Origin of the sequence: Collimonas arenae, assembly GCF_001584165.1 — a bacterium.
Classification (GTDB): Bacteria; Pseudomonadota; Gammaproteobacteria; order Burkholderiales; family Burkholderiaceae_D; genus Collimonas; species Collimonas arenae.
On the sequence record NZ_CP013233.1, the window covers coordinates 3,831,136 to 3,851,174 of the forward strand.

Annotated in this window: 21 protein-coding genes and 1 pseudogene; 20 read left to right on the forward strand and 2 right to left on the reverse strand. The window is 48.5% G+C overall.

The window, feature by feature from the left end; all coding sequences use genetic code 11:
- The first annotated feature begins 6 nt into the window (after positions 1–6).
- The 18 genes and pseudogenes from CAter10_RS17555 (at position 7) to CAter10_RS17630 (ending at position 14,102) form a co-directional block, all read left to right on the forward strand.
- Positions 7–867 carry a TniB family NTP-binding protein gene (locus CAter10_RS17555; protein ID WP_061534428.1) on the forward strand — a complete coding sequence of 287 codons (861 nt, stop codon included), beginning with the start codon at positions 7–9 and terminating at the stop codon, positions 865–867.
- Positions 860–1,828, forward strand: a complete 969-nt coding sequence (locus CAter10_RS24620; RefSeq protein WP_082797974.1) for a TniQ family protein — start codon at positions 860–862, stop codon at positions 1,826–1,828. The genes CAter10_RS17555 and CAter10_RS24620 overlap by 8 nt, the downstream gene beginning before the upstream one ends.
- A gap of 20 nt (positions 1,829–1,848) precedes the next feature.
- A pseudogene (locus CAter10_RS24625) lies at positions 1,849–2,238 on the forward strand (TniQ family protein); the annotation flags it as partial.
- A 48-nt stretch (positions 2,239–2,286) separates the two neighbouring features.
- The gene (locus tag CAter10_RS23760; protein ID WP_231879038.1) at positions 2,287–2,724 is read left to right on the forward strand and encodes a hypothetical protein; all 438 of its coding nucleotides are present in this window, start codon (positions 2,287–2,289) and stop codon (positions 2,722–2,724) included.
- Positions 2,725–3,825: 1,101 nt separating this feature from the next.
- Entirely contained in the window at positions 3,826–4,104 is a 279-nt protein-coding gene (locus CAter10_RS22110) for a DUF7660 family protein (protein WP_082797976.1), read from the forward strand.
- Between the two features lie 396 nt (positions 4,105–4,500).
- On the forward strand, positions 4,501–5,028 hold the full coding sequence (locus tag CAter10_RS23170) for a CPBP family intramembrane glutamic endopeptidase (protein ID WP_197467141.1): 528 nt from the start codon (positions 4,501–4,503) through the stop codon (positions 5,026–5,028).
- A 97-nt stretch (positions 5,029–5,125) separates the two neighbouring features.
- A complete protein-coding gene (locus CAter10_RS17570) occupies positions 5,126–6,118 on the forward strand; it encodes a hypothetical protein (protein WP_061537405.1) in 993 nt (330 codons plus the stop codon).
- A 128-nt stretch (positions 6,119–6,246) separates the two neighbouring features.
- Entirely contained in the window at positions 6,247–6,963 is a 717-nt protein-coding gene (locus tag CAter10_RS17575) for a hypothetical protein (RefSeq protein ID WP_128083131.1), read from the forward strand.
- Positions 6,964–7,207: 244 nt separating this feature from the next.
- Positions 7,208–8,035: a cytochrome-c oxidase gene (locus tag CAter10_RS17580; RefSeq protein ID WP_128083132.1), complete on the forward strand. Its 828-nt coding sequence runs from the start codon at positions 7,208–7,210 to the stop codon at positions 8,033–8,035.
- A 327-nt stretch (positions 8,036–8,362) separates the two neighbouring features.
- Entirely contained in the window at positions 8,363–8,734 is a 372-nt protein-coding gene (locus CAter10_RS23175; RefSeq protein WP_061537407.1) for a hypothetical protein, read from the forward strand.
- 120 nt (positions 8,735–8,854) lie between these two features.
- Positions 8,855–9,343 carry a hypothetical protein gene (locus CAter10_RS17590; RefSeq protein ID WP_061534434.1) on the forward strand — a complete coding sequence of 163 codons (489 nt, stop codon included), beginning with the start codon at positions 8,855–8,857 and terminating at the stop codon, positions 9,341–9,343.
- A 181-nt stretch (positions 9,344–9,524) separates the two neighbouring features.
- Positions 9,525–10,349 carry an ATP-grasp domain-containing protein gene (locus tag CAter10_RS17595; protein ID WP_197467142.1) on the forward strand — a complete coding sequence of 275 codons (825 nt, stop codon included), beginning with the start codon at positions 9,525–9,527 and terminating at the stop codon, positions 10,347–10,349.
- A gap of 103 nt (positions 10,350–10,452) precedes the next feature.
- Positions 10,453–10,884, forward strand: coding sequence for a hypothetical protein (locus CAter10_RS17600; protein WP_061534435.1), 432 nt, complete (start codon positions 10,453–10,455; stop codon positions 10,882–10,884).
- Positions 10,885–11,021: 137 nt separating this feature from the next.
- A complete protein-coding gene (locus CAter10_RS17610; protein ID WP_082797977.1) occupies positions 11,022–11,576 on the forward strand; it encodes a GNAT family N-acetyltransferase in 555 nt (184 codons plus the stop codon).
- Positions 11,577–11,676: 100 nt separating this feature from the next.
- Positions 11,677–11,979 carry a DUF6678 family protein gene (locus tag CAter10_RS24375; protein WP_335339700.1) on the forward strand — a complete coding sequence of 101 codons (303 nt, stop codon included), beginning with the start codon at positions 11,677–11,679 and terminating at the stop codon, positions 11,977–11,979.
- Between the two features lie 223 nt (positions 11,980–12,202).
- The gene (locus CAter10_RS17620; protein ID WP_231879039.1) at positions 12,203–12,832 is read left to right on the forward strand and encodes an NUDIX hydrolase; all 630 of its coding nucleotides are present in this window, start codon (positions 12,203–12,205) and stop codon (positions 12,830–12,832) included.
- A 146-nt stretch (positions 12,833–12,978) separates the two neighbouring features.
- Positions 12,979–13,335, forward strand: a complete 357-nt coding sequence (locus tag CAter10_RS17625; protein ID WP_128083133.1) for a GNAT family N-acetyltransferase — start codon at positions 12,979–12,981, stop codon at positions 13,333–13,335.
- Between the two features lie 311 nt (positions 13,336–13,646).
- Positions 13,647–14,102: a GNAT family N-acetyltransferase gene (locus CAter10_RS17630; RefSeq protein WP_061534439.1), complete on the forward strand. Its 456-nt coding sequence runs from the start codon at positions 13,647–13,649 to the stop codon at positions 14,100–14,102.
- 112 nt (positions 14,103–14,214) lie between these two features.
- Here CAter10_RS17630 and CAter10_RS17635 read toward each other — a convergent pair whose 3' ends face one another.
- Entirely contained in the window at positions 14,215–15,114 is a 900-nt protein-coding gene (locus tag CAter10_RS17635) for a DapH/DapD/GlmU-related protein (RefSeq protein WP_061534440.1), read from the reverse strand.
- 390 nt (positions 15,115–15,504) lie between these two features.
- Here CAter10_RS17635 and CAter10_RS22600 point away from each other — a divergent pair, with 390 nt between their 5' ends.
- The gene (locus CAter10_RS22600) at positions 15,505–15,840 is read left to right on the forward strand and encodes a hypothetical protein (protein ID WP_128083134.1); all 336 of its coding nucleotides are present in this window, start codon (positions 15,505–15,507) and stop codon (positions 15,838–15,840) included.
- 926 nt (positions 15,841–16,766) lie between these two features.
- A complete protein-coding gene (locus CAter10_RS17645; RefSeq protein ID WP_061534442.1) occupies positions 16,767–17,258 on the forward strand; it encodes a hypothetical protein in 492 nt (163 codons plus the stop codon).
- A gap of 1,312 nt (positions 17,259–18,570) precedes the next feature.
- On the opposite strand, the gene CAter10_RS17655 is transcribed toward CAter10_RS17645, so the two are convergent.
- Positions 18,571–20,001 carry an IS1182 family transposase gene (locus CAter10_RS17655; protein WP_061531847.1) on the reverse strand — a complete coding sequence of 477 codons (1,431 nt, stop codon included), beginning with the start codon at positions 19,999–20,001 and terminating at the stop codon, positions 18,571–18,573.
- Positions 20,002–20,039 lie beyond the last annotated feature (38 nt).

The following is a 20,039-nucleotide window of genomic DNA, read 5'->3' on the forward strand; positions in this document are numbered from 1 at the left end:
AAAATCATGTCAAAAATTTTAACTGCACAGGTTGCCCGAGAAATTAACTCAGTGATCGTGATGCACCCGCGCTTCAAAAATGCATATGACGGAATACTGCAAATTATTCATCTGGCCAGTCTCGCTGCACTGCCGTTTGGGGCAACCGTCATCGCTCCGTCCGGTTGCGGGAAGACGGCATTAATGACCAGCATCGCACGTGCAATAACAAACGACGATTCTCTCAGTGACAACATACGAAGTGTCAGTGTCGCAGCTGAAGCCAATGCTACTGTCGGACACCTCGTTAAAAAATTGATGAGAGAACTGGGTTATCCCGCAACGGTGCGAGCATCGGCCGTCTATGAACAAAGTTCCTTGATCGCATCCGCTCTGCGTGAGCGCGGGGTAAAAGTACTCTTTATCGACGAATTTCAGCATGTCTGCCGAGGCAAGCGCAACCTATCGGCAGCAGGTATCACGGATTGGATAAAGCAATTGGCTGACGATGGTGGTGTAGTGGTGATCCTATTAGGTACGCGTGAACTCAAGCCATTAATCGAAATCAATGATCAACTGAGTTCCCGAGCGCCGGCGCATTTCGAACTCAAAGAATTTGATCGCAACGCGGAATGGGCTGGACTCCTAAAAGGGCTTTCAGAAAACGTCAAAAGTTATGATCTTTCTACGATCCATTCTACTTTTCAAAAATCATTGCACATCGCTACACGAGGGGCGCTACGGCCATTGAAGCAGTTACTGATGGCCAGTGCAGGCGTAGCAATTGAGGCGGAGAAATCAGCTCTCGACAAAGCGAGTTTGATGATCGGATACGAACGGGTTTTTGGACCTGATTCGCTTGCCGCCAATCCATTCCAGTATGATTAATCTATCCACGTTACCATTTCGTGGCGCCCCATATCCACACGAAAGTGGGATGGGGTTCGCACTGCGCATGTCAAATGTGAATGGTTTAAACGGTCTTTATTGGCTCTATAAACTACTCAATCGAGAGAAACTCAATCACTTTTTGCCCGAAGACATTCCTGCCATCGCTACGTTATTTGGTTGCGATGCCGATGCTTTATCAGAAAAATTTGTCCACCAGGAACATCACGAAGGCGACGTTAGTTATAGTGCGCACATGCATACGATCAATCGCCATTACCTGTTAAGACATTTGCGACCGCAACTTTGTCCCGTCTGCATTTCCGAATTTGGCTACACTCGTTCTGTATGGGATTTTTCCCTAATCGGTGCCTGCCATTTTCACCAGTGCGTGCTAATAGACGAATGTCCAAATTGTGCGAAACGGATTCAATGGGCACGGCCATCTTTGCAGTCCTGTACTTGCGGTTTTCTTTGGCATCAAACAAAGCTACAAAGACTCGATACAAGCCATCCGTGCATCCAATTTTCTCAGGTCATTGATTGCCAACTGCAACCGACATGCGGTATCGCGTTCTCAGAAACTGACGCGATACCCAGATTTCTCACAAACCTTAGTTTGGACGTCGCGTTTCGAATCGTCTGGGCATTTGGAATCAAGACATCGGATTCCGATATCGTTTCAACGGGCGTCAGTAGAACAATCCTCCGTACTCACCAAGCTCGTCATTTTACGGAAAACGCGTTCCGGCGACTAAGCCGCTGTCTACGTGGGGCTATGGATCAGACTTCAACTCTCACCACTCAAATTCATATGCCCTCCCTCTATAAATTGGTCGGTGAATTGGAGAGCCCGTCTGATCTCAACAGCGTAGGACTTCTTCTCTCCTGCTTAGGAGTAAGCACGCAGAAAAATAGAATGCGGTGGCAACACAAGTTCAATCAACTTAACTTATTTTGATAACCACAAACTCCACTCCTATGTCATTCTACTTGCCTGGCATACCTGCGCCGTTTGAAAGCGAATCTCTTGGATCTTGGATACAACGAGCGTGTCAAGTTTACGATTTCACCTTCGATCGATTTCATACGACATTTGGCACAAACCGCGATGTCGATATTGATTTTTGCATGACACCAAGAGACCTACGGAGAGTCGCCATCATTTGCAGAATATCTTTTTCTGCTTTTAAAAATATTGAAATGTCTTTCTGCCGATTTGCAATTCAAGAACGTCAACAGAAATTATTATTTTTCCAGGCAAGTGGAAGGCCCCTCTATCGCTTTTGCCCCGATTGTTGGACCGAAGACAAAATCCCATTTCTACGAATGGCGTGGCGCCTAACTTCTTGCTTATTTTGTCCAATACATAAAATACTATTACCCCACCAGTGCCCTTGGTGTAAGGCGCCGTTGGCCATGCATCGCTCGATATTAGGCGGTTCTGCGATTCCACCGCCAACGTCCAGCATTGCCATTTGCCTGCATTGCGGCACAGACATGCGGTTATATCGCCCGAAGAATGGCCCCGTTAAATTAGATGAGAAGGAGTTGGCGTTCAGCATCGCCTGTCAACAGAGACTAATCGCCGCAATTTTTTATCAGAGTGCTCGCGCTAAAGAGCTCGAAGAACAGCGATACATGCACGATCTATTACAGTTCATTGACGATGCGCTCCCTCCACAAGCAATGGAACAATCCATTCCGGTCCCAGATAGCCGGGCAGAATGGGATTCCGAGGCCTTTGGATGGCTGGTCGAGGATATGTGCGACAAAAGTGGCTGGTACGAGCCACAACATCCTTTGCGCCTAGCCTTGACTCGAACCACCTTTCATCTTTGGAAATCACTCAGATAAATTTCATTAATTCGTGCATCTGATATTTCCTTGTACTTCTGCATATTCCGATAAAGGTAGCCGTCCGCGCCGGTAGTCTTTGACCGGTTCAACTACCTTTCGCTGATATTGACAATGCCAACCGATGGCCTGACACAACCATTTACTGTTAGTTGCGACGGGCCCAACGGCAGAAATCAGCGTTTGCGGCCATTAGTTTTTTACAACGCGGTTATAGATGTCGACGATATTGGCCTTCGTCAGATGACATTCTGAGCGACGGTTCCACTTCGCATAGCTGCCATTTGCCGATTTAAACGACCAATATTTTGGTGTCGCTTCTTTCGAATGGCCGGTTTCTAAACTTTGAGAGACCGGACCCGACCCACAGCGGTCAGTGACATCCAACAAAGCAGACTTTCAACGCCTTAATTGAACTGAGCAGCGAAGTGACTTCAGCTTGAAATGAATTGTTAGGGTCCCTTCGCGTTGTGTCTGGCTATTAGCCTAGAAAGCAGTAACAGTACGGCGGCCTGAGCAAAACCGCAAAAAGTGAGCCACGCGAGTTGAACTAGAGGCATGGAGAAGTGTGCAGTCCACTTTTCATACATCAGCCCGAGCGATAGGGATGAAGGAAGCGACAATAACGCCAAGGTTACATCAGGTAGGAGATGCTCTCGTGGCGAGTGCAGCAAGATTATGTCCATGCACCAAGCCCACGTAGCGCTGATGATGACTGAGGCCGTGTAGAGGATCGATAGTGCGCGAATGCTGTTTGTCACTGCGCCGCTCCCGCAATAATAAATCGTTTCATAGATGCCAATGAGTTTGTATCAGAAATTTAACATGGAATTTTGGCAAAAGCATCTGTGGCAGTGACCGCTTTGACGGCCCTGGCTCCACTGTCTCTTATTGGCCGAGGCTGTGTAAAAACGTAAATCTGACAAAAATTCGTGGGTAGGGACACCCTTGCGGAGGCCGAAAAAATCGCACAGCGGCTGTTTTAAGAAGTCGATTTTTCTTTCAATGAAATTATTTTGCGTTTTTACACAGCCTCGGCCAGAAGCGGACCTCACAGAGAGTTCATAATCCCGATACTTTAATTTTCCCTACCTAATTTAGATGCAATTACACGAACAATTAGAAACCGTCGTTGACGAAACCACATTCCTTGCGTTCGTCGCAGCTCTTGAAAAAGACCGCCGCGCAAGTGCAGGAGGACGCGTTGATGACTTCGGGCGAAATGAACACGGATGGGAAAATCATTCGATTGAGGACTTTCTGGAAGCTGCTCATGCTTGGGCCGAAGATTCAGCATTCGGCTCTAAGCAAGGTTTGGCGTCGGAGTCCCCTTGGAAGAAGTTCGCGGTCTTTCTCTTTTGTGGGAAGATATACGAATGATGCCAAAAGAAAAATAATCCGCAATCGGCCGAGGCTGTGTAAAAAACGCAAAAACATGAAATTTTCGTGGGTAGAGTGACCATTGCCGATATTGAAAAAATCGCTTAGCGGTCGTTTTGAGAGGCCGATTTTTACATGTGCCGAATTTTTCTGAGTTTTTACACAGCCTCGGCCAGTAGCGGACTTTCAATACCGCGGCCCGAAAGCGGTCGCTTGGTGCATACGATACAACTAGTTTAAATACCTTTAGGTGATCTGCACATGCTCGCCCTCCATCGATTCCTGTTTGAACCAAATCGACCTCTGTGGCGCTACTGTTTGCTCGCAGGACCGATCGCATTGTTGCCGTCAGTCGCTCTCCTGGCTGGTGTCTGTTTCATACTCGAAGCGCTGGGCATGAACACCAAAGCCTTCATGCCGTCTGGACCTGATCTAACTCTTGGAGGACTGTTCGGTACGGTGGTTTTCGCTCCTGTACTTGAAACTCTCATCCTCGGATGGCTCCTTTCTGTGCTCACATCGCTCGGTAAAAGCCAAACTTTTGTAGCAATTAGCTCGGCCATCTTGTGGGGTTTTCTACACTCGCTTTATGGATTGCTTTGGTTCTTTGGGACAGTTTGGTCATTCTTTGTCTTTTCCGCAGCGTATCTTGCCTGGCGTCCGACCTCATTCAAACATGCCTTTGTGGCTGCAGCCACAACACACGCATTTGTCAATCTGGTGGCAGTGATCTCGATTTTCGATAATGCGTCCAATCCCTCCTCCGCGAAGGTCGACGTCGACAAATTGACTACTGGGATTCCATTCGCAATCAAGCAACCGTCGTGGGCCGACGCTACATTCCCTTCAACGAGCATTGGCTTTCATAACCGATTAACTGTCCTGGCCGAAAACCGACAGCCGGCTTTCGGCCAGGAGCTGTGATCCGAGGGAGCCAGTAACTTGGTATTATTTTGACAATTTCCCTCGCAGCCGGATACATCAACTATTTTTCGCACGATCAAATCACATGAGAAGACCGTTGCCTATCATTATCACCAAGGTACTAAGTAAAGTTCGGCTAGCCGCGTATTTTGTATGCACGCTGTCTACCCTATGTTTTCCGCCGGCTCATGCCCAACTGCTTAAATACAATAGCGAGGCTGAACTCTTTGGCGCAGCAGCAGTGTCCCCTGACTCGGTATTCCAAGTTCTTCAACGAGTGATTAGTCTTTGCTCAAAGTACAGTCAGCCTCTTCAGTCATTCGGCGAGCACGAGTTGAAAAATTGGGTTTCGCGTCATCGACTATATCTTGAAGAAAGCGCAGTGGCGCGACGGGAGCTGATCGCAATGTTGAACTCCCCATCTCTGGCCGCTGATATGAAACAAAACATTAAGAATTTGCTCGAAGTGGTAAGTCCAAAAATAATAGATAGTCAATTTGAAACTATGAGGATTTATATCGAAGAAGTAGGTGTTAAGGAACTCCAAGCACATGTGTGCAGTGACTATATTCAGTCCATCGCCGATGGCAAGTTTGACCTGAGCAAAAACGACCCGGCGCTTACTGCATATTTCGACCAAAGAATCAGTAGGAGAGGTGGGGAAATCACCACTTCATCCTCGGTGGCTTCTGCGGACCGATTAATTCTCGGGAGATGGCGGCATATTTCGCTGGTTAGGACGTTCGACAAAAAAACTGTCGCACCACAAGTCTCTGATGGAAAGACGATTGTTGGATTCTTCCCGAACGGCACATGGAGCCTCGCAACTGCCTCCAATCTCTCCAGCGGGACATACAGATGGCTTGACACCGATCACATCGAACAAACCATTCTTCAGTCAGGTGTAGCGATTCAAGTAGGTATGGTATCCATCAAGCAGATACGGGTGAATGCAGAAGATCTCGAAATCACCACGGTCCAAACCAGGACGGAGATGGATAAATTGCTGCCCGCCGTTAAACCAGGCGAGCGCCGTGCAAACGAAGTCGTCATTACCTCAGTCTTTTCTCGCGAAATGAATAACCCATAGTGAACGGCTGCAATCGGGCGGCTGCGATGTCCGCTGTGGGTCGAAATCAACCTGTCGCGATCGGCTTAATACGGCCAATTACAGACGTTCGTCCCACCGACCAAGTTGTAACGGTGAAGGAGCACTACATGAAAATTTTGAGTCGTGAGCCACAGCTACGTATTAAGTCGCGCCTTGTCACGCTTACATTGCAATTATTCTTTAGTGCTATCCCATTCCTACAGTACACTGGCGCGGCCCATGCCTTCACCCTTGAGAATCCGTCTGCACTGAAAGGGGAAGTTGACCGGCAGAATCCATCATCAAGTCGATGGGAACCACCTTACCCCTTTACTCCTGAGGAGCTGGAGCAAGAGCTGATATTGATTTTGCAAATTCCTGCAAACGATTTGTCGAAAGAAAAAATAGAAGCCATCTTCGACATGAAATTTCATAATTCGGGAACACTACCTGATTCAATTAGAAATCGTCCTGACCGCGATAGATGGTACATGCGTCATAGCAAATCCGGGGTCGACTGGTTTTTTGCCACAGGCATATCGATTGCCCCCCAAAGAACCAATTTTTTGTTTACGTGGTGGAGCCCTGAGAGCACCCCTGAGCCATACGTAGTACCTATGTGTATAGATACTCGGAAAATTCTCAAAGATATTGAGGCTCTGAACGTCGGCTGGAAAGAGGAAGTGTCGGGCCCGTTGTGGGTATCTCCACATGGCATCAATCCCAGGCATAGTTTTGCGCGAGGGAAAAATGAGTCGTTAAGCGTAGACTATTTGCCAGGGACTACTTGTATGACCGCATTCGCTTTCAATGTAAGGACCACGAACGGAGATTCAACACAATGACGGTAATTTTTGCGAAACCAAGCGGTCCAGACTGCGCAGTGCCACCTAACGACTTTCGTTGAACGACCGCTTTAAAGAAATGTGAACGACGGCTTGGGGTCGAAATCGACCTGTTGCCGTCGGCTCAAAACGGCCAAAAGGCGACTTCCAGAAGCCTCCCATAACGTTCGAAAATTCTAAAAAAAAAAGCGCCCAAGATAGTTGGCGTGTAAATCATAATGTGAGAACCGACGCAGGACAGTAATTGCAAAGGGAAAATGCGGTCATCCCAAAAAACCCACATCATCTCTATCCAGTTGATACTTTTTCACCATTAAAGGTAAGAGCATTTATGTTTAAGAGAATTCTTTTCGCACTGGCTATTTTCTCAATTTGCATGTGGGCAGAGGCTCAGACTTCGCAACAAAATCCTGGCGATAGAACAGATCAGATGAAGCCGATCAGGCATATCGGCATCTTTGTCTCTCCATACTATCAATCGGCTCAAACACCGGAAGGCTATCCGGTAGTGAACGTCGCAAAGGCTTTCGATAATCAATTGGCTTCCAACAAGCGGGAAGACATTCTGGCGGTCCGAGATGCCATTCAGGCACAACCGCAACTTGTTACGCCGATGACACTTATGGTACTGGCGATCAGGCTGTACGACGTTGGGTTCCGCGATGACGCCGTTTTTTGGTTTTACGTTGCAAAGAATCGTTATCTTGCGATGGCGGGAGTTTTAGACGTCAAGTCCCCATCTCTTGCTCAAGTTGAAGATACCATCAGAAATTTTGCAATACTTGCGGGGCCATTCTTCAATAGCTATGCTTTTTGTGATTTGTCGAAACAACGAGAAGCGAATTTGAATTCGATTACTTGGATTGAGCAACATCCATACGAGGCCATGTATATGGCGCAATTACCTGCGCTGCCTGGTGATCGCGCAGAAAATCTTAAGAAATCCATTGCGGATATCAAAGCACGCGCTCGGAAGGAGGCACAGTATTTTGATGACCCCAAAAATCTGGACGAATTTAACAGGAAACGAAAAGAAAATCATGTGCCCGAGCAGTTTTGTTGGGTTCAGTGAGGCACCGTGTTGTCATTCAACTTAATAGGCGGGTCTGCTTCCGGCTAACACCAGTCAGTCGAACTCCTGCTCTAAAGCTGCCATTCGCGTTACTCCCTAGATTGCATTTTGACTGCCATTAACTGTATTGTTGCCAAGCGGACATTTTAATCCTACACTCGCGATGTCATCATCTGTCTGCCTTTCACGGATTTTTATTGACCCGCGACTTTGTCTAGTCCGCTAGAGTTGGTTGAGCGTGACACCGCGGGCACGATATTTACCGGGTGCTGCTGTGCCATGCGGTGCCGTTCACTTTTACGTTATACGTTTTAGATAAGAACATTTATGTTTTCGAGCAATTCAATTTACGTTCAGATTTATACGAGCCGCTTCGTGATTCAAAATATGGACTCCGGCGCCTTAGTCCAGATTCAGAGAGACCAGAAGTTTGCGTCGCCTAGAATGTTGATTGCAGACTTCACAACAGCTGAACATCAGCTTCGCCAAGCAATAAAAGAGGTCCGGCGCGGATTTGTTAGACCAAATGTTTTAATGCACCCGAGGGAATTAATTGATGGGGGAATTACTCAAGTTGAATACAGAGTTTTTACCGAATTAGGCTTAGGTAGCGGGGCAGTCAAGGTGGGAACCTGGAGTGGACACACACTGAACGACGTTGAATCTGTAAGGAAGGCAATACGCGACTACAAGCATTAATCAAACGTATGACACGCTGATTAACAAGGGCGCGTTGCGCCTGCTAGCCGATGATAGGGAGCAGTTCTACGTGCCTGTGAGAACGCTTGCCGGTGCCCGGCTCAAAAAAACTCTACTCTCATGAATCGTACATTTGGACTCGCTGCTTTAGTTGGTTTCATTATTTCGCTAATCGTGCACATATCAGCATTGTTGAGCATTGATGTTTTGACTGATTTTCCCTATGTTTGGCTTCTGCACGTTGGAATTTTTGTTGTATTTATTCCGTTCGTATTCTTAAGCAGGAAGACCCTCGGAGCAAAACCTAAGTTTGCAGAAATCCGAGCGGCCTTTCCATCATGGGTAGTCGTGGTCGGCGCTTTTATATGCGCGTATGCCGTCCTGAATTTTGTGCTATTCATGGTCGCTACTGAGGGCGGTAGTCCCTCGATTCGAGACGGAAAGTACCTTTTACTTAATCATGGCAAGCTAATTCGTGAACTTACTTTCGCCGAATACACTGCTTTCAGAACGAACGAAGTCCGGGGATTCTCTGGTCACTGGTTAGTTTTCTATTTTGTACCATTTGCGTATTTCGCATTCCGGAAGCAGCCAACTCTAGTGCAGTAATTGCTTAGTTGTGGGAGACATCGGATGAGCGATTTGGTATCTGGATGCCGGTAAATATCCGGCAAGCGCTAAGGCCGCTTAGGCGCGATGCCCGACAGTCAGCGTGCGGCCAAATACGAACAGTCGGTAGCTGCTATCGGCCAAATGCGGTCGGTCTAGCTCAGCTCGAAACCAACAGTGCATGCAGCCCAAGACTTACAAAGAATTTAACCGGAGATTGAATCAAATGCATTTATTGTTTCCGTCTGACCCCTTCAATAAGTCGGTCGTGGATGAAGCCTACGAAGAGGAATTCGTTGCACTAGTAGCTCTTGGATTTACCTATTCGTTATTTTCTTTCGAAGATTTTGAAGCGGGAGAATTCAAAGCCCGGCCAGCATTCCCCATTGGTGAGGAAATAATTTATCGTGGATGGATGGTAACGCCGGAAAGATATGCGCGCCTCTATGTGGCCGTAGCAAATAAAGGCGGGGTCCTGAAGACCAATTCCGCACAATATCGTCGTTGCCACTATCTACCAGAATGGTATGAAATATGTGCTGACGTTACTCCAGAAACGATCACCACATACAGGGACGCTGATTTTGTCATAGCCGTAGCCGGCAAACATTGGCCAGGTTATTTCGTTAAGGACTACGTCAAATCTTTGACAACTCAACGTGGCTCAGTCGCAGCTAGGGCGGAGGATATTGCCGAAGTTGTTTCGCTCATAGAACAATACCGAGGTACGATTGAGGGAGGAGTATGCATCCGTAAGTTTGAACATTTAATTTCAGAAACAGAGGAAAGATATTTCGTCCTTGATGGAAAAGCTCATGGTCGAGATGGAATAGTCCCAACTTTTGTGGAAGAAATCGCTCAACGCATCAAAAGTCCATTCTTCTCGATCGATACTGTGTCGTCAGATGCGGGACAATTGCGGTTAATTGAACTAGGCGATGGGCAAGTTTCGGACAGGAAGAAATGGACCGCAAAACAGTTCGCATCTATGTTACGTGGGCTTTAGCAATTGCCGCAATTCGGCCAATTGCGGACGGACGATAGTGTCGGCCAAATTGATGGTGATTCATTACGATCGACTATTTACGTTCAATTAAATTCCACAGATTATGACCATGCCACGCGTATACGCTGATTTCAATGCTATTGAGTATGGTGGTGAAGGCGATTTTTCAGCTGAAATGGCATTGACCGGCTATGGCACACTAGCCAGCTTGGCTAGGCAGAGAATTCGTTTGATCGAAGGCATGTCATTGCTTCTATATGAACCGAACGACATCGAGTGCGAAGCAGTTGCCCATTTTGATAGCTCGCGCAAAGACCCTGCTGGCAGACTCGGAGCGTGGATTGCGAAAATTTCTGACCATCGGAAAATTCGCGATTGCTTTGTGGAGCGTGAATCTTCATATGCGCATCCATGCTTTGTTTGCGGGAACGATTTTGCCGCTCAGTCAAATACCTTGAAAAACCTCCGAGAGGTGTGCATTAATTGCGGAACGAGTGTTATGGAGCCAATGGCACCTCCGCAAAATGTAACTTAACTTTCTGGACGTGCGGTTATGAGAATAACAGATGGCTGCATTGGGTCGAATTTGGCCTGTCGCGACCGGCCCCAAACGGCCAGGAGCCGTCGTTCGTCCCGCATTGAAAATTCACCATAACAAAAAAGGAAATTTTTGTGCTTGAAGGAAAAATTTGTAGTATCCGCCATATTAACGAAGATGATTTGCCCCGCTACCTTGAAATGGTTTGCAGAGTCGACAATCGTGGCGACCATTTTCCGCACCGTGTAAAGTCTCCTGTAAATCTCCGCAAAGAATTCGTGGAAAATGGTTTCTCGCAGGACGACTACGAAAGATTACTCATCATCGGGGAGAACAACGTAGTCGTAGGTGAAATTGTGCACTTTAAAATTCGGACGCCATACACACGTGAAATCGGCTATTGGCTTTTTGATGAAAATTTTCGCGGCCGAGGCTATGTGAGCGAAGCGGTTCAGCTACTGGCCGACCACCTTTTTCGTTCTCGACCTATCAATCGCATCGAGATAATCGCTTCAAGCGAAAATGACGGCTCCAAACGAGTGGCTGAAAAGGCCGGCTTTCGATTTGAAGGCGTATTGCGTCAGTACGTTTTCATGGGTGGAAAGTACCATGACAGTTGCGTTTATTCGTTGCTAAGAGACGAATGGGGTGGAAAGAAAGTGGACAGTGAAAATTCTCTGGCATCTTGAATTAAGAGATTTGACGTGCAATTTAAATCGAAAGGCAAATAGCGGCCAGCTGCGGACATTCGTATCCACCATCAACTAGGCGCTCTATATGTCCCCTGTCATGAACAACACGAAGTGGGAGAAACTGAGATTCGGTATGAGCGGGCTCGGCACACTATCACCTCGGTTTCGCGCGCGCAATTTGCATAGTGGATATGTCAGTGCGTGGGATGGGGAATGGTTCCACCACTTCTATGGACACCACGAAGAGGATGAGTGGGTTGAGATTGCCGTGACATCCGCAGCCCAGCGTGAAGCTGTTCTGCGAGTGCTCCGCTCAGTGCATGTGCCTGGCGTCACGACAGAGACAGGATTCAAAATCTTCGGCTATGTACCCCTTGGCACGCATGTCCAATATCTATAGTCCATGACGCCATTCGGCCAGTAGCAGTTACCGACGACCTCAGCCGAAAGCGGACGTCTGGATGTCATCACTGTATGCTACCGGCTGCAGCTCTTTGCGCCCCAGGTAACTGACCTTGAGTCATTCATCCCTAAATGGCATTAATTAATGTCTTGTACGGCAATTGAACAATTTTTGGCTGTCGAAAGCTTCAGGTCGATTTGACGAGAAAGGGAAAAGCACCATGGAAATGGAAAACCAATGGCTTGCCTATGCGAAGCGCCTACAAGCATTGGCGTCGACATCATTGTATTTCTGCAAGGATGAATTCGATAAGGAACGTTTCACGGAAATCGCCGATATTGCAAATTTAATGCTTGCTCAGCTTGGGAACGTTCCTGTCGAACGAATTACCAACCTTGTCTCAGATTTTGCAATGGGTTATTCAACTCCGAAGGTGGATGTTCGTGGTGCCGTCATTGAAGGCGATAAAATCCTTCTTGTCCGAGAAAAATCAGATGGCAAATGGACGCTGCCAGGTGGCTTTGCTGATGTAGGTTTGTCGCCTGCCGAAAATGTGGTCAAAGAAATACATGAAGAAGCTGGATTGGTTGTTGCGGCGACCAAACTCTTCAACGTGCGCCACAAAGCGAAGGGACCGTACGACCCAGATGCTCGCGATTTCTATAAGCTTTATTTTCTATGTGAATGCGCCGATACGACAAGCCCATTTACCGGCCCTGAAACCTCAGGTGTCGATTTCTTTTCTCTGGATAATCTTCCAGAGCTATCGCTCGGCCGGGTAGTTAAAGCGGACCTGGAGACTGCATTTGCATTTCATCGTGGCATGGTAACGTCCACTTTATTTGATTGATGCAGTCAATGTTTGAGCGCGAACAGCGGCTATCGGCCAGGAGCAGCGTGTCACAACAGCTATGTCGGGTAGATGGCTGCCAACATGTATTTCGTGGGATATTTGGTCTATAGACCAGCGACCGTGATTTAATATACCCAAATCCAATGATTTCAATACCTGCCGATGGGGTGTGCTTGCGGGATTTTCGTCGAGAGGATCTGGCGCAATATCAAAGCCTGAGGAACGATCCGAAGTTTCAGCGTTTTTATAGTGAAGAAGACTCTGCGAGCAACAGAGCGGAGGAGCTTCTAGCTATGTTTATTGAGCAAAGTGGCGAGATCCCGCGAACAAAGTATCAACTCGCAGTTGTTTCACTATCGGGCGAGTTGATGGGCTCATGTGGCATTCGAATAGAGTCGCCAAGGCATGCGTCTATCGGCTGCGAACTGGGCCGGCAGTGGCAAGGAGCCGGTGCGGCACGCGATGCCGGCAATGCGTTGATCGAGTTTGGCTTTGTCTAATTGGGGTTACATCGGATCTACGCGGAGACCATATCTGAAAACAAGGCAGCGATAAAACTTTGCCAAGCATTCGGAATGAAGATCGAATCGGAGCGCGTCAATGACCGATTTTTCAAAGGACGGATGTGGAATACAACTGTCCTTGCCATCAGCGAAAATGAATGGCAAGCACGAAAGAAATCTGACTGAAGCCGTCGGCTGTTGCCGTTGTGTTGATATCCTATCTTTGCGACAGGAGTAGGTGGCCAATTCCAAGCGATTAATAGTGTCTGCCAAGCTGACGGCAATTCAGACTGAGAACAGGGGCCAGAATGGAGATAAAGCTGACTTGTGTAACACCAGCGAAGGCCGAAGATGTACGCCGGCTTATGGAGCATGTGATTGTTGCGAGCGTTAAAAGCGACGTGTCGATACACCATGACATGATCGCCAATGTGAACAAGAACGTGGACTATTGGCTAATTAATCCTGAGAGATGCGTCCACATCGTGGCTACCTTGGAGAGTCGGATCGTCGGTGTCGTGCTCGTGAAGGATTTCTGGAACTTATGTAGTCTCTTTGTGGATACGCAGTTTCAATCGCGAGGTATCGGTCGCATGCTGTTGAAGGCGGCCAGTACAGCTTGCAAGAGCAAAAGCCCTAAGCAAGCTCTCTTTTTGAACGCGGCACCGAACGCCATCGGATTCTATGAGCAATTGGGGTTCGTTTCTAGCGAGTCTGGGCAAATACTTCCAACGGGTTTCAGGACATTGCAGATGGCGCTATGAAGGGCGCCGAGAGTCAGTTATCAGCCAGGAAGAACCGATCGAATCTTGCAATGGCAAGTGGTGTTTCATCTGTTCTGCTGTAAATCTGGCAGAACGACGACGGGAGTTCCAGTCAGTCGTTACTGTGCAAGTTCGTATTTAGGCCGCCCCAGCGGGACGAATTGGTCGGCAAAACCTCGACCGCACCGGTTTGGCTGTTCCGCCGAAACAACAGGCCGGATTGACCGGACAACTGTTTTGCTGCCACAACACTGCCATCAGGCATTTTCACCTTTGTCCCGGCGGTGACGTAAAGGCCGGCCTCGACGATACACTCGTCGCCAAGCGAAATGCCGATGCCAGCGTTCGCACCGAGCAGACTATGCTCTCCGATAGAATTTTTGCTCTTGCCGCCGCCGGATAGCGTGCCCATGATGGATGAACCAGCTCCCACATCCGAATTTCTACCAACTGTCACGCCAGGCGTCACGCGACCTTCGATCATTGACTCGCCGAGCGTTCCAGCGTTGAAATTTACAAAGCCCTCGTGCATCACAGTTGTGCCGGTTGCCAAATGGGCGCCGAGTCTCACCCGGTCCGCGTCGGCAATTCGTACACCTTCGGGCAAAATGTAATCCGTCATGCGGGGAAATTTATCGACCGATGACACCGTGACATGATGATATTCAGACGCGGCTCGATCCCGTAGCTCATCGACGCTGCTTGGGAAGACTGGGCCGGCGGATGTCCAGGCAACATTGGGCAATAGACCAAAGATGCCATCGAGATTGATTTCATTTGGTTTTATGGTTCTATCGGAAAGCAGGTGTAAGCGCAAATAGGCATCTTCTGTGGAAACGGCTGGCGCGCCTAGTGATTCAATCTCCACTTCAACAACATCACCCGAAATAAGGCCGACTTTCTCAGCAAGACAGCTACGCCTTTTAATGGCGCCAGAAGCCGGAAACCAAATGTCGATAGTCTTGCCAGTATTAATATCACGGTACCGGTGACCGGTTCGTTGGATGGTCATCAAAAATCCCTTTTTCGTAATGTGACGAATACCCAGAACGTGCCAGCCGTTGAGGCAAGCGCTCGCAAGAGGTGTCGGATTGCGAAATGATAGCTGAACATCCGTCTTGCGTTCGTATGCAGCGCATTTTGAGGGGCCACTTCACTTTTGGGTGTATGTCGCTCATGGGCAATGGCACTCTGTCCTGACCAGCCGCATGCGGCCAAATCCGGTCATTTGCTCTGCCTAGCAAAACGATGTCACGAGAGAAACTTTCTGGTGATATGATGTATCGATCGATGCCGTCATCGAAAGCAGCTCGCCATTCAATATCTGACTATGCCCATCCAAATGCGACGATTTGTTTGCCTCGTTACCATGTCCGCTGTGCTCCCAGTACTCGCTGCTGACATGACGGGCTATTACCGAACGGATTTGCCTATCGATTGCTTTGAAAATTCCACAAGCCGACATGTATGCCATGTGGAACAAGGACTCAACATAAAGCGTCGCAATGAGTCAAGTTATTACCTGTGGATACATACTGAAGGAAATTACAATCACTTCTGTTCATTTCAAGGGATTGCGCAGATTAAGAAAGGATTGCTAGTTTCTAACGGTGACAATTGCAAGGTGTCTGTTGAAATAAAAGGCAGGGATGCGAGTGTTGGCTCTGCCGGTGAAGGGTGCGCCAATTATTGTGGTGCAAATGTCGAACTGGTTATTGACGGCTTGAAAAAAAAATAGTGATGCATTCATCGGTTGAATGCGCGGCTGAGACCTGACTTTCGGGAATGACGCAATTCGGCCAGAAGCCGCCGCTCAAAAATGGAATCAAATATGCGATTTAAATTAGAGTATGTGTCGACTGGTAGTGCTCCGTACGTATTCGCACGTCAAATGGACGGTGGCAGTTTCACGATAGGTCTCGATTCGCGTCTTGGTGGTGCCCGTATTAAGATGAGTCTTTCACAACCTCGCTCATTGCGCCCTGACGGTACACCAGACCTGACCGTATTTGCTTTTCAATTGTTGGGAGCTTCAGAGGTGTCCGTTTTGAAGGTCGGCGAAATGGTAGATCTGACTCCTGGAGTAGGTCAGTAACGGCCAGTAGCGGCCCCAAGTGCATAGCAGGACCGCTGTCGGCCAAATCCGGTCATTTACTCAGCCCAGCAAAACGATGTCATGCGAGAAACTTTCTGGTGATATGATGCATCGTTCGATGCCATCATCGAAAACATCAGGAAGTCTTATGAAGATAAATGTTGTTCGCCAGGCGTGCTGTGCAGCCGATGACCAAATCAACAGACTTGACGCGGTCTACGAAGTAGATGGAAACACTGCTATCGAGGTTTTAATGCGGAAAATTTGCTCGTCAAAATTTTTACAATACTCGTCCACCCACAATCGACTAAGCGCCGAGGTCGACGGTCGGCAAGTCGCGGAGATATACCCTTCAGGCGACCCGACTTGGACTTTGGGTGTCTTGCCTACCGAACCAGTCTCGTCGGCAATAGGCGACAACACCTTGCATTTTGTCTTCCGACTAAACTCTAGTCGTGCCGAGGGCTAATATCGGCCAGTTGCGGACAGTCGAATGTGCTTACCGCACTGGACGACGTACTGCAATCATTAAAACTCGCTCGGCATTTCAATCAAGTTAATATATAACTATGAAAATACTTCGAATTCTCTTTTCTGCTTCGGTTTTTTTTGTTGCGGGTTCCGTCTTGGCTGGAGAAAGTGGAAGCCCATCCTTTGTCTCGGACAAAAATATTCAAAAAATAGCGGAGACATACGCACTGGATGCAATCCAGCTCGCGAAAACTCAATTGGGAATTAGTCTTGACTGGACCGACGATAGTATCGGCGAGGTAGAAAAGGCGATGACAAGTATTCACACCTCTTACATGACGACATCACCACGGCCAACGGATGAGCAGGTTATGTTGTTCGCAACGCGCTACGGGAGCTATGTAGGTGAAGTTTATCGTCGTAATCATGGAGCCGAATGGGGCATGGTCACACTCGGTGGTCAAAAATTTCCAGGGCTTCAAACCAAGTCCGGAATAAATTTTTGGCCGTGGGCACGAATATCGAATCGCATCGTAGATGGCGCTGAAAATAACGTTCTCGACTATTACAAGGTGCTGTTGAAAAAGTAGGTACGCTTAACCGCCGGTAATCGGCCAATTGCGGACGGTTGAAAGTGCCTACCAAACTAATGGCGATTCACATAATTTTTTTCACTCTAACGCAAGGTGGCAATCATGTTGGCACGGTGGATATTATTAATATGATTCGATTTTTTCTATTCATTTTCGCCGGGGTATTGGCGGCAAATCACGCGACTGCCTCGCCTTTGGACGGAGATTGGAAAGAGGTTTTTCGTGCCAAGGGGCGACCGGACAATATGAAGAATTGTGTAGGTCAGGGGGCAGAGATTATTTCGAGTTAAGACTATGGACACGTGATGGCAAGATTTGTGGTTTCCACGATGCGACTAGTCATTTGGGAAACCGGTCTGATGATGGGGAAAATATCGACGGAAAGCCATCGGTGGTTGGAGTCACGCATGGTAACCAGGCAACGGTGACGTTTCGCAGCACCAGGGTAGAGAATGAAGAGTTCAGCGCAACGATCCGCGTTGTCGGAGACAAATTAATCTGGAAGAAAACAAGCCCTCCCGGCGATGCGTCTTTGTTGCCAGAGAGCTCCACTCTGCTTAGGCTCAACGACACTGAGACTGTAGCAGAAAAAGAATTTCACGAGTGGCAAGCAAGGATTTGCGCAGAATCTCTTTCCCATTGATTCTATGGTTATTAAAAATTTGCACCGCGCAAAACTGTGCGTAATGGCGGCATTCGACATACTTGCACTTCCGCGTACAAACTCGAGACTAGTCTAAACGACGTTGCGAATTCAACGAAAGGGGAAATATGTTGGTAGCTTCGTTATTTTGTTTGGCGATCACCATAGTCGCCGGCTTATGCTCCTCGTTTTTGGGTTTTAATAGGGGTATGGGTGTTTTATTTCTTCTTTTTCTTGTTGCCGGAATTTCGTGTTGGTACATTTCCATTGGAGCATGGACACTGTACATGACTTGTGCGACCTTCGGCCTCCCCTTTGTAATTGGAGCGAGTGCAATTGGCCTCGTGGTGGGATCATTTTTTGGAAAAGATTGAATCGTCTGTGCTTTTGTGCTGGCCCCAGCCCGCCGAGTAATAATGATGACGTGCGAATTCAGAACGACTGGTACGTCGAATCATGACGGTAGCTCAGAGCCAAATTTTGGCCTTCACGAATGGCCGAGTCCGGCCGAGGCCGTGTAAAAACGCTGAATCCATCAAGGGAGCCGAGATCCACGTCATTTTAACGCGACATTGTTGATAATAGAGAGCCCTGCAAACGCGGCGGCTATTTCCCTTGGCCTAGTAAATAGCCGTCTCCAAACATATCTCCTGACGCTAAAAGCGCCTATGCGCTCATCACCTTCATCAAGGTTCCCACGCCCAGCACGTTGATCATCCGCTTCATGTTGTAAGCCAGGACATGCAAGCTCATCTCGGTGCTCACTCGGGCCTTGGTTTTGGTGAGGAAGTGCGTAGCACCCATCCATGCCTTGATGGTGCCGAATGGATGCTCAACCGTTTGCCGGCGTATTCGCATCGCCTTCGGCGTTCGTTCCAACCGCTCCTGCATGGCCTCCAGTACAGACTCATGCTCCCATCGTGTCACGCGCCGTTGAGGACTTGGCGTGCATGCGGATTTGAGTGAGCACTGCTGGCAATTCGAGCTCCAATAGCGGTGCAAATTCAAGCCTTTCTCTTTGCTCGTGAAACGCCAGATCAATCGCTCTCCGGCGGGACACTGATATTCATTGGCGCGTGCGTCGTAAATGAAATCCGCTTTGCCAAACCGACCTTCAGCAGAGGCATTGGAGGTCAGGTTCTTCGGGACGATCACGTTGATGCCGGCTTGTGTGCACGCCAGGATCTCTTCTCCTTTGAAGTAACCACGATCAGCAACTACGGTCAGCGATGCGGTGCCAATCGCTTCTTGCGCTTGCCGGCTCATCGAGTGCAGTTGATCCCGGTCGCTCCCGATGTTGGTCACCTCGTGCGCCACAATCAGATGATGCTTTGCGTCGACCACCGTTTGTACGTTGTAGCCAACGACGCCTGTACCACGCGTCTTCATCGACCGTGCATCAGGATCGGTTTGAGAGACTTGTTGATCCGGCGTCTTCTGGAGTTTTAATTGGATGTCTTCAAGCTCTCGCATCTGCGCCTTGAGCGCTGCGATATTCTCATGCAGTCGAGTTGTCGTGAGTTGCTTGCGGTCCGGCTCTTGGCGATCCGCCGTGTCGAGGGCTGTCAGATAGCGATCAATGCTCGCTGCGATCTCTTCCATGCGCCGTTGCAGCTTGGCGCTGGTGAAGTTGCGGTCGCGGTTGTTGACGGCTTTGAATTTGCTGCCGTCAATAGCGACCAGCGCTTCAGAGAACAGGCCAAGTCGCTGACACAGCACGACGAACTGCTTGCATACATTGGAGATGGCACGGCCATTGTCTTTGCGGAAGTTGGCGATAGTCTTGAAGTCCGGCGTCAAATGCCCTGTCAGCCACATCAGTTCAACGTTACGCTGCGCCTCTCGTTCCAGGCGACGGCTTGATTGGAGCCGATTGAGATAGCCGTAGATGTAAATCTTGAGAAGAACCGATGGGTGATAGGCCGGACGTCCTGTTTGTGCAGGCATTGTTCCTTCGAAACCCATTTGCACCAGGTCCAGTTCATCGACGAAAACATCGACTACCCGCACTGGGTTGCTATCGGCAACGTAGTCGTCCAGTTGCTCGGGAAGCAAAATGCGTTGACTGCGATCCAGCCCTTCAATGAAGCGTTTCATAGGTGTACCTCGAACAGAGTCATCTGTTCGTGTGACAT

Excerpts from the sequence above, each read along its gene's own strand:
- CAter10_RS17555 (WP_061534428.1), top strand. The coding sequence starts at position 7 with ATGTCAAAAATTTTAACTGCACAGGTTGCCCGAGAAATTAACTCAGTG.
- CAter10_RS24620 (WP_082797974.1), top strand. The coding sequence starts at position 860 with ATGATTAATCTATCCACGTTACCATTTCGTGGCGCCCCATATCCACAC.
- CAter10_RS23760 (WP_231879038.1), top strand. The coding sequence starts at position 2,287 with ATGCATCGCTCGATATTAGGCGGTTCTGCGATTCCACCGCCAACGTCC.
- CAter10_RS22110 (WP_082797976.1), top strand. The coding sequence starts at position 3,826 with ATGCAATTACACGAACAATTAGAAACCGTCGTTGACGAAACCACATTC.
- CAter10_RS23170 (WP_197467141.1), top strand. The coding sequence starts at position 4,501 with ATGAACACCAAAGCCTTCATGCCGTCTGGACCTGATCTAACTCTTGGA.
- CAter10_RS17575 (WP_128083131.1), top strand. The coding sequence starts at position 6,247 with ATGAAAATTTTGAGTCGTGAGCCACAGCTACGTATTAAGTCGCGCCTT.
- CAter10_RS23175 (WP_061537407.1), top strand. The coding sequence starts at position 8,363 with ATGTTTTCGAGCAATTCAATTTACGTTCAGATTTATACGAGCCGCTTC.
- CAter10_RS17590 (WP_061534434.1), top strand. The coding sequence starts at position 8,855 with ATGAATCGTACATTTGGACTCGCTGCTTTAGTTGGTTTCATTATTTCG.
- CAter10_RS17595 (WP_197467142.1), top strand. The coding sequence starts at position 9,525 with ATGCAGCCCAAGACTTACAAAGAATTTAACCGGAGATTGAATCAAATG.
- CAter10_RS17600 (WP_061534435.1), top strand. The coding sequence starts at position 10,453 with ATGACCATGCCACGCGTATACGCTGATTTCAATGCTATTGAGTATGGT.
- CAter10_RS24375 (WP_335339700.1), top strand. The coding sequence starts at position 11,677 with ATGAACAACACGAAGTGGGAGAAACTGAGATTCGGTATGAGCGGGCTC.
- CAter10_RS17620 (WP_231879039.1), top strand. The coding sequence starts at position 12,203 with ATGGAAATGGAAAACCAATGGCTTGCCTATGCGAAGCGCCTACAAGCA.
- CAter10_RS17625 (WP_128083133.1), top strand. The coding sequence starts at position 12,979 with ATGATTTCAATACCTGCCGATGGGGTGTGCTTGCGGGATTTTCGTCGA.
- CAter10_RS17630 (WP_061534439.1), top strand. The coding sequence starts at position 13,647 with ATGGAGATAAAGCTGACTTGTGTAACACCAGCGAAGGCCGAAGATGTA.
- CAter10_RS17635 (WP_061534440.1), bottom strand. The coding sequence starts at position 15,114 with ATGACCATCCAACGAACCGGTCACCGGTACCGTGATATTAATACTGGC.
- CAter10_RS22600 (WP_128083134.1), top strand. The coding sequence starts at position 15,505 with ATGACGGGCTATTACCGAACGGATTTGCCTATCGATTGCTTTGAAAAT.
- CAter10_RS17645 (WP_061534442.1), top strand. The coding sequence starts at position 16,767 with ATGAAAATACTTCGAATTCTCTTTTCTGCTTCGGTTTTTTTTGTTGCG.
- CAter10_RS17655 (WP_061531847.1), bottom strand. The coding sequence starts at position 20,001 with ATGAAACGCTTCATTGAAGGGCTGGATCGCAGTCAACGCATTTTGCTT.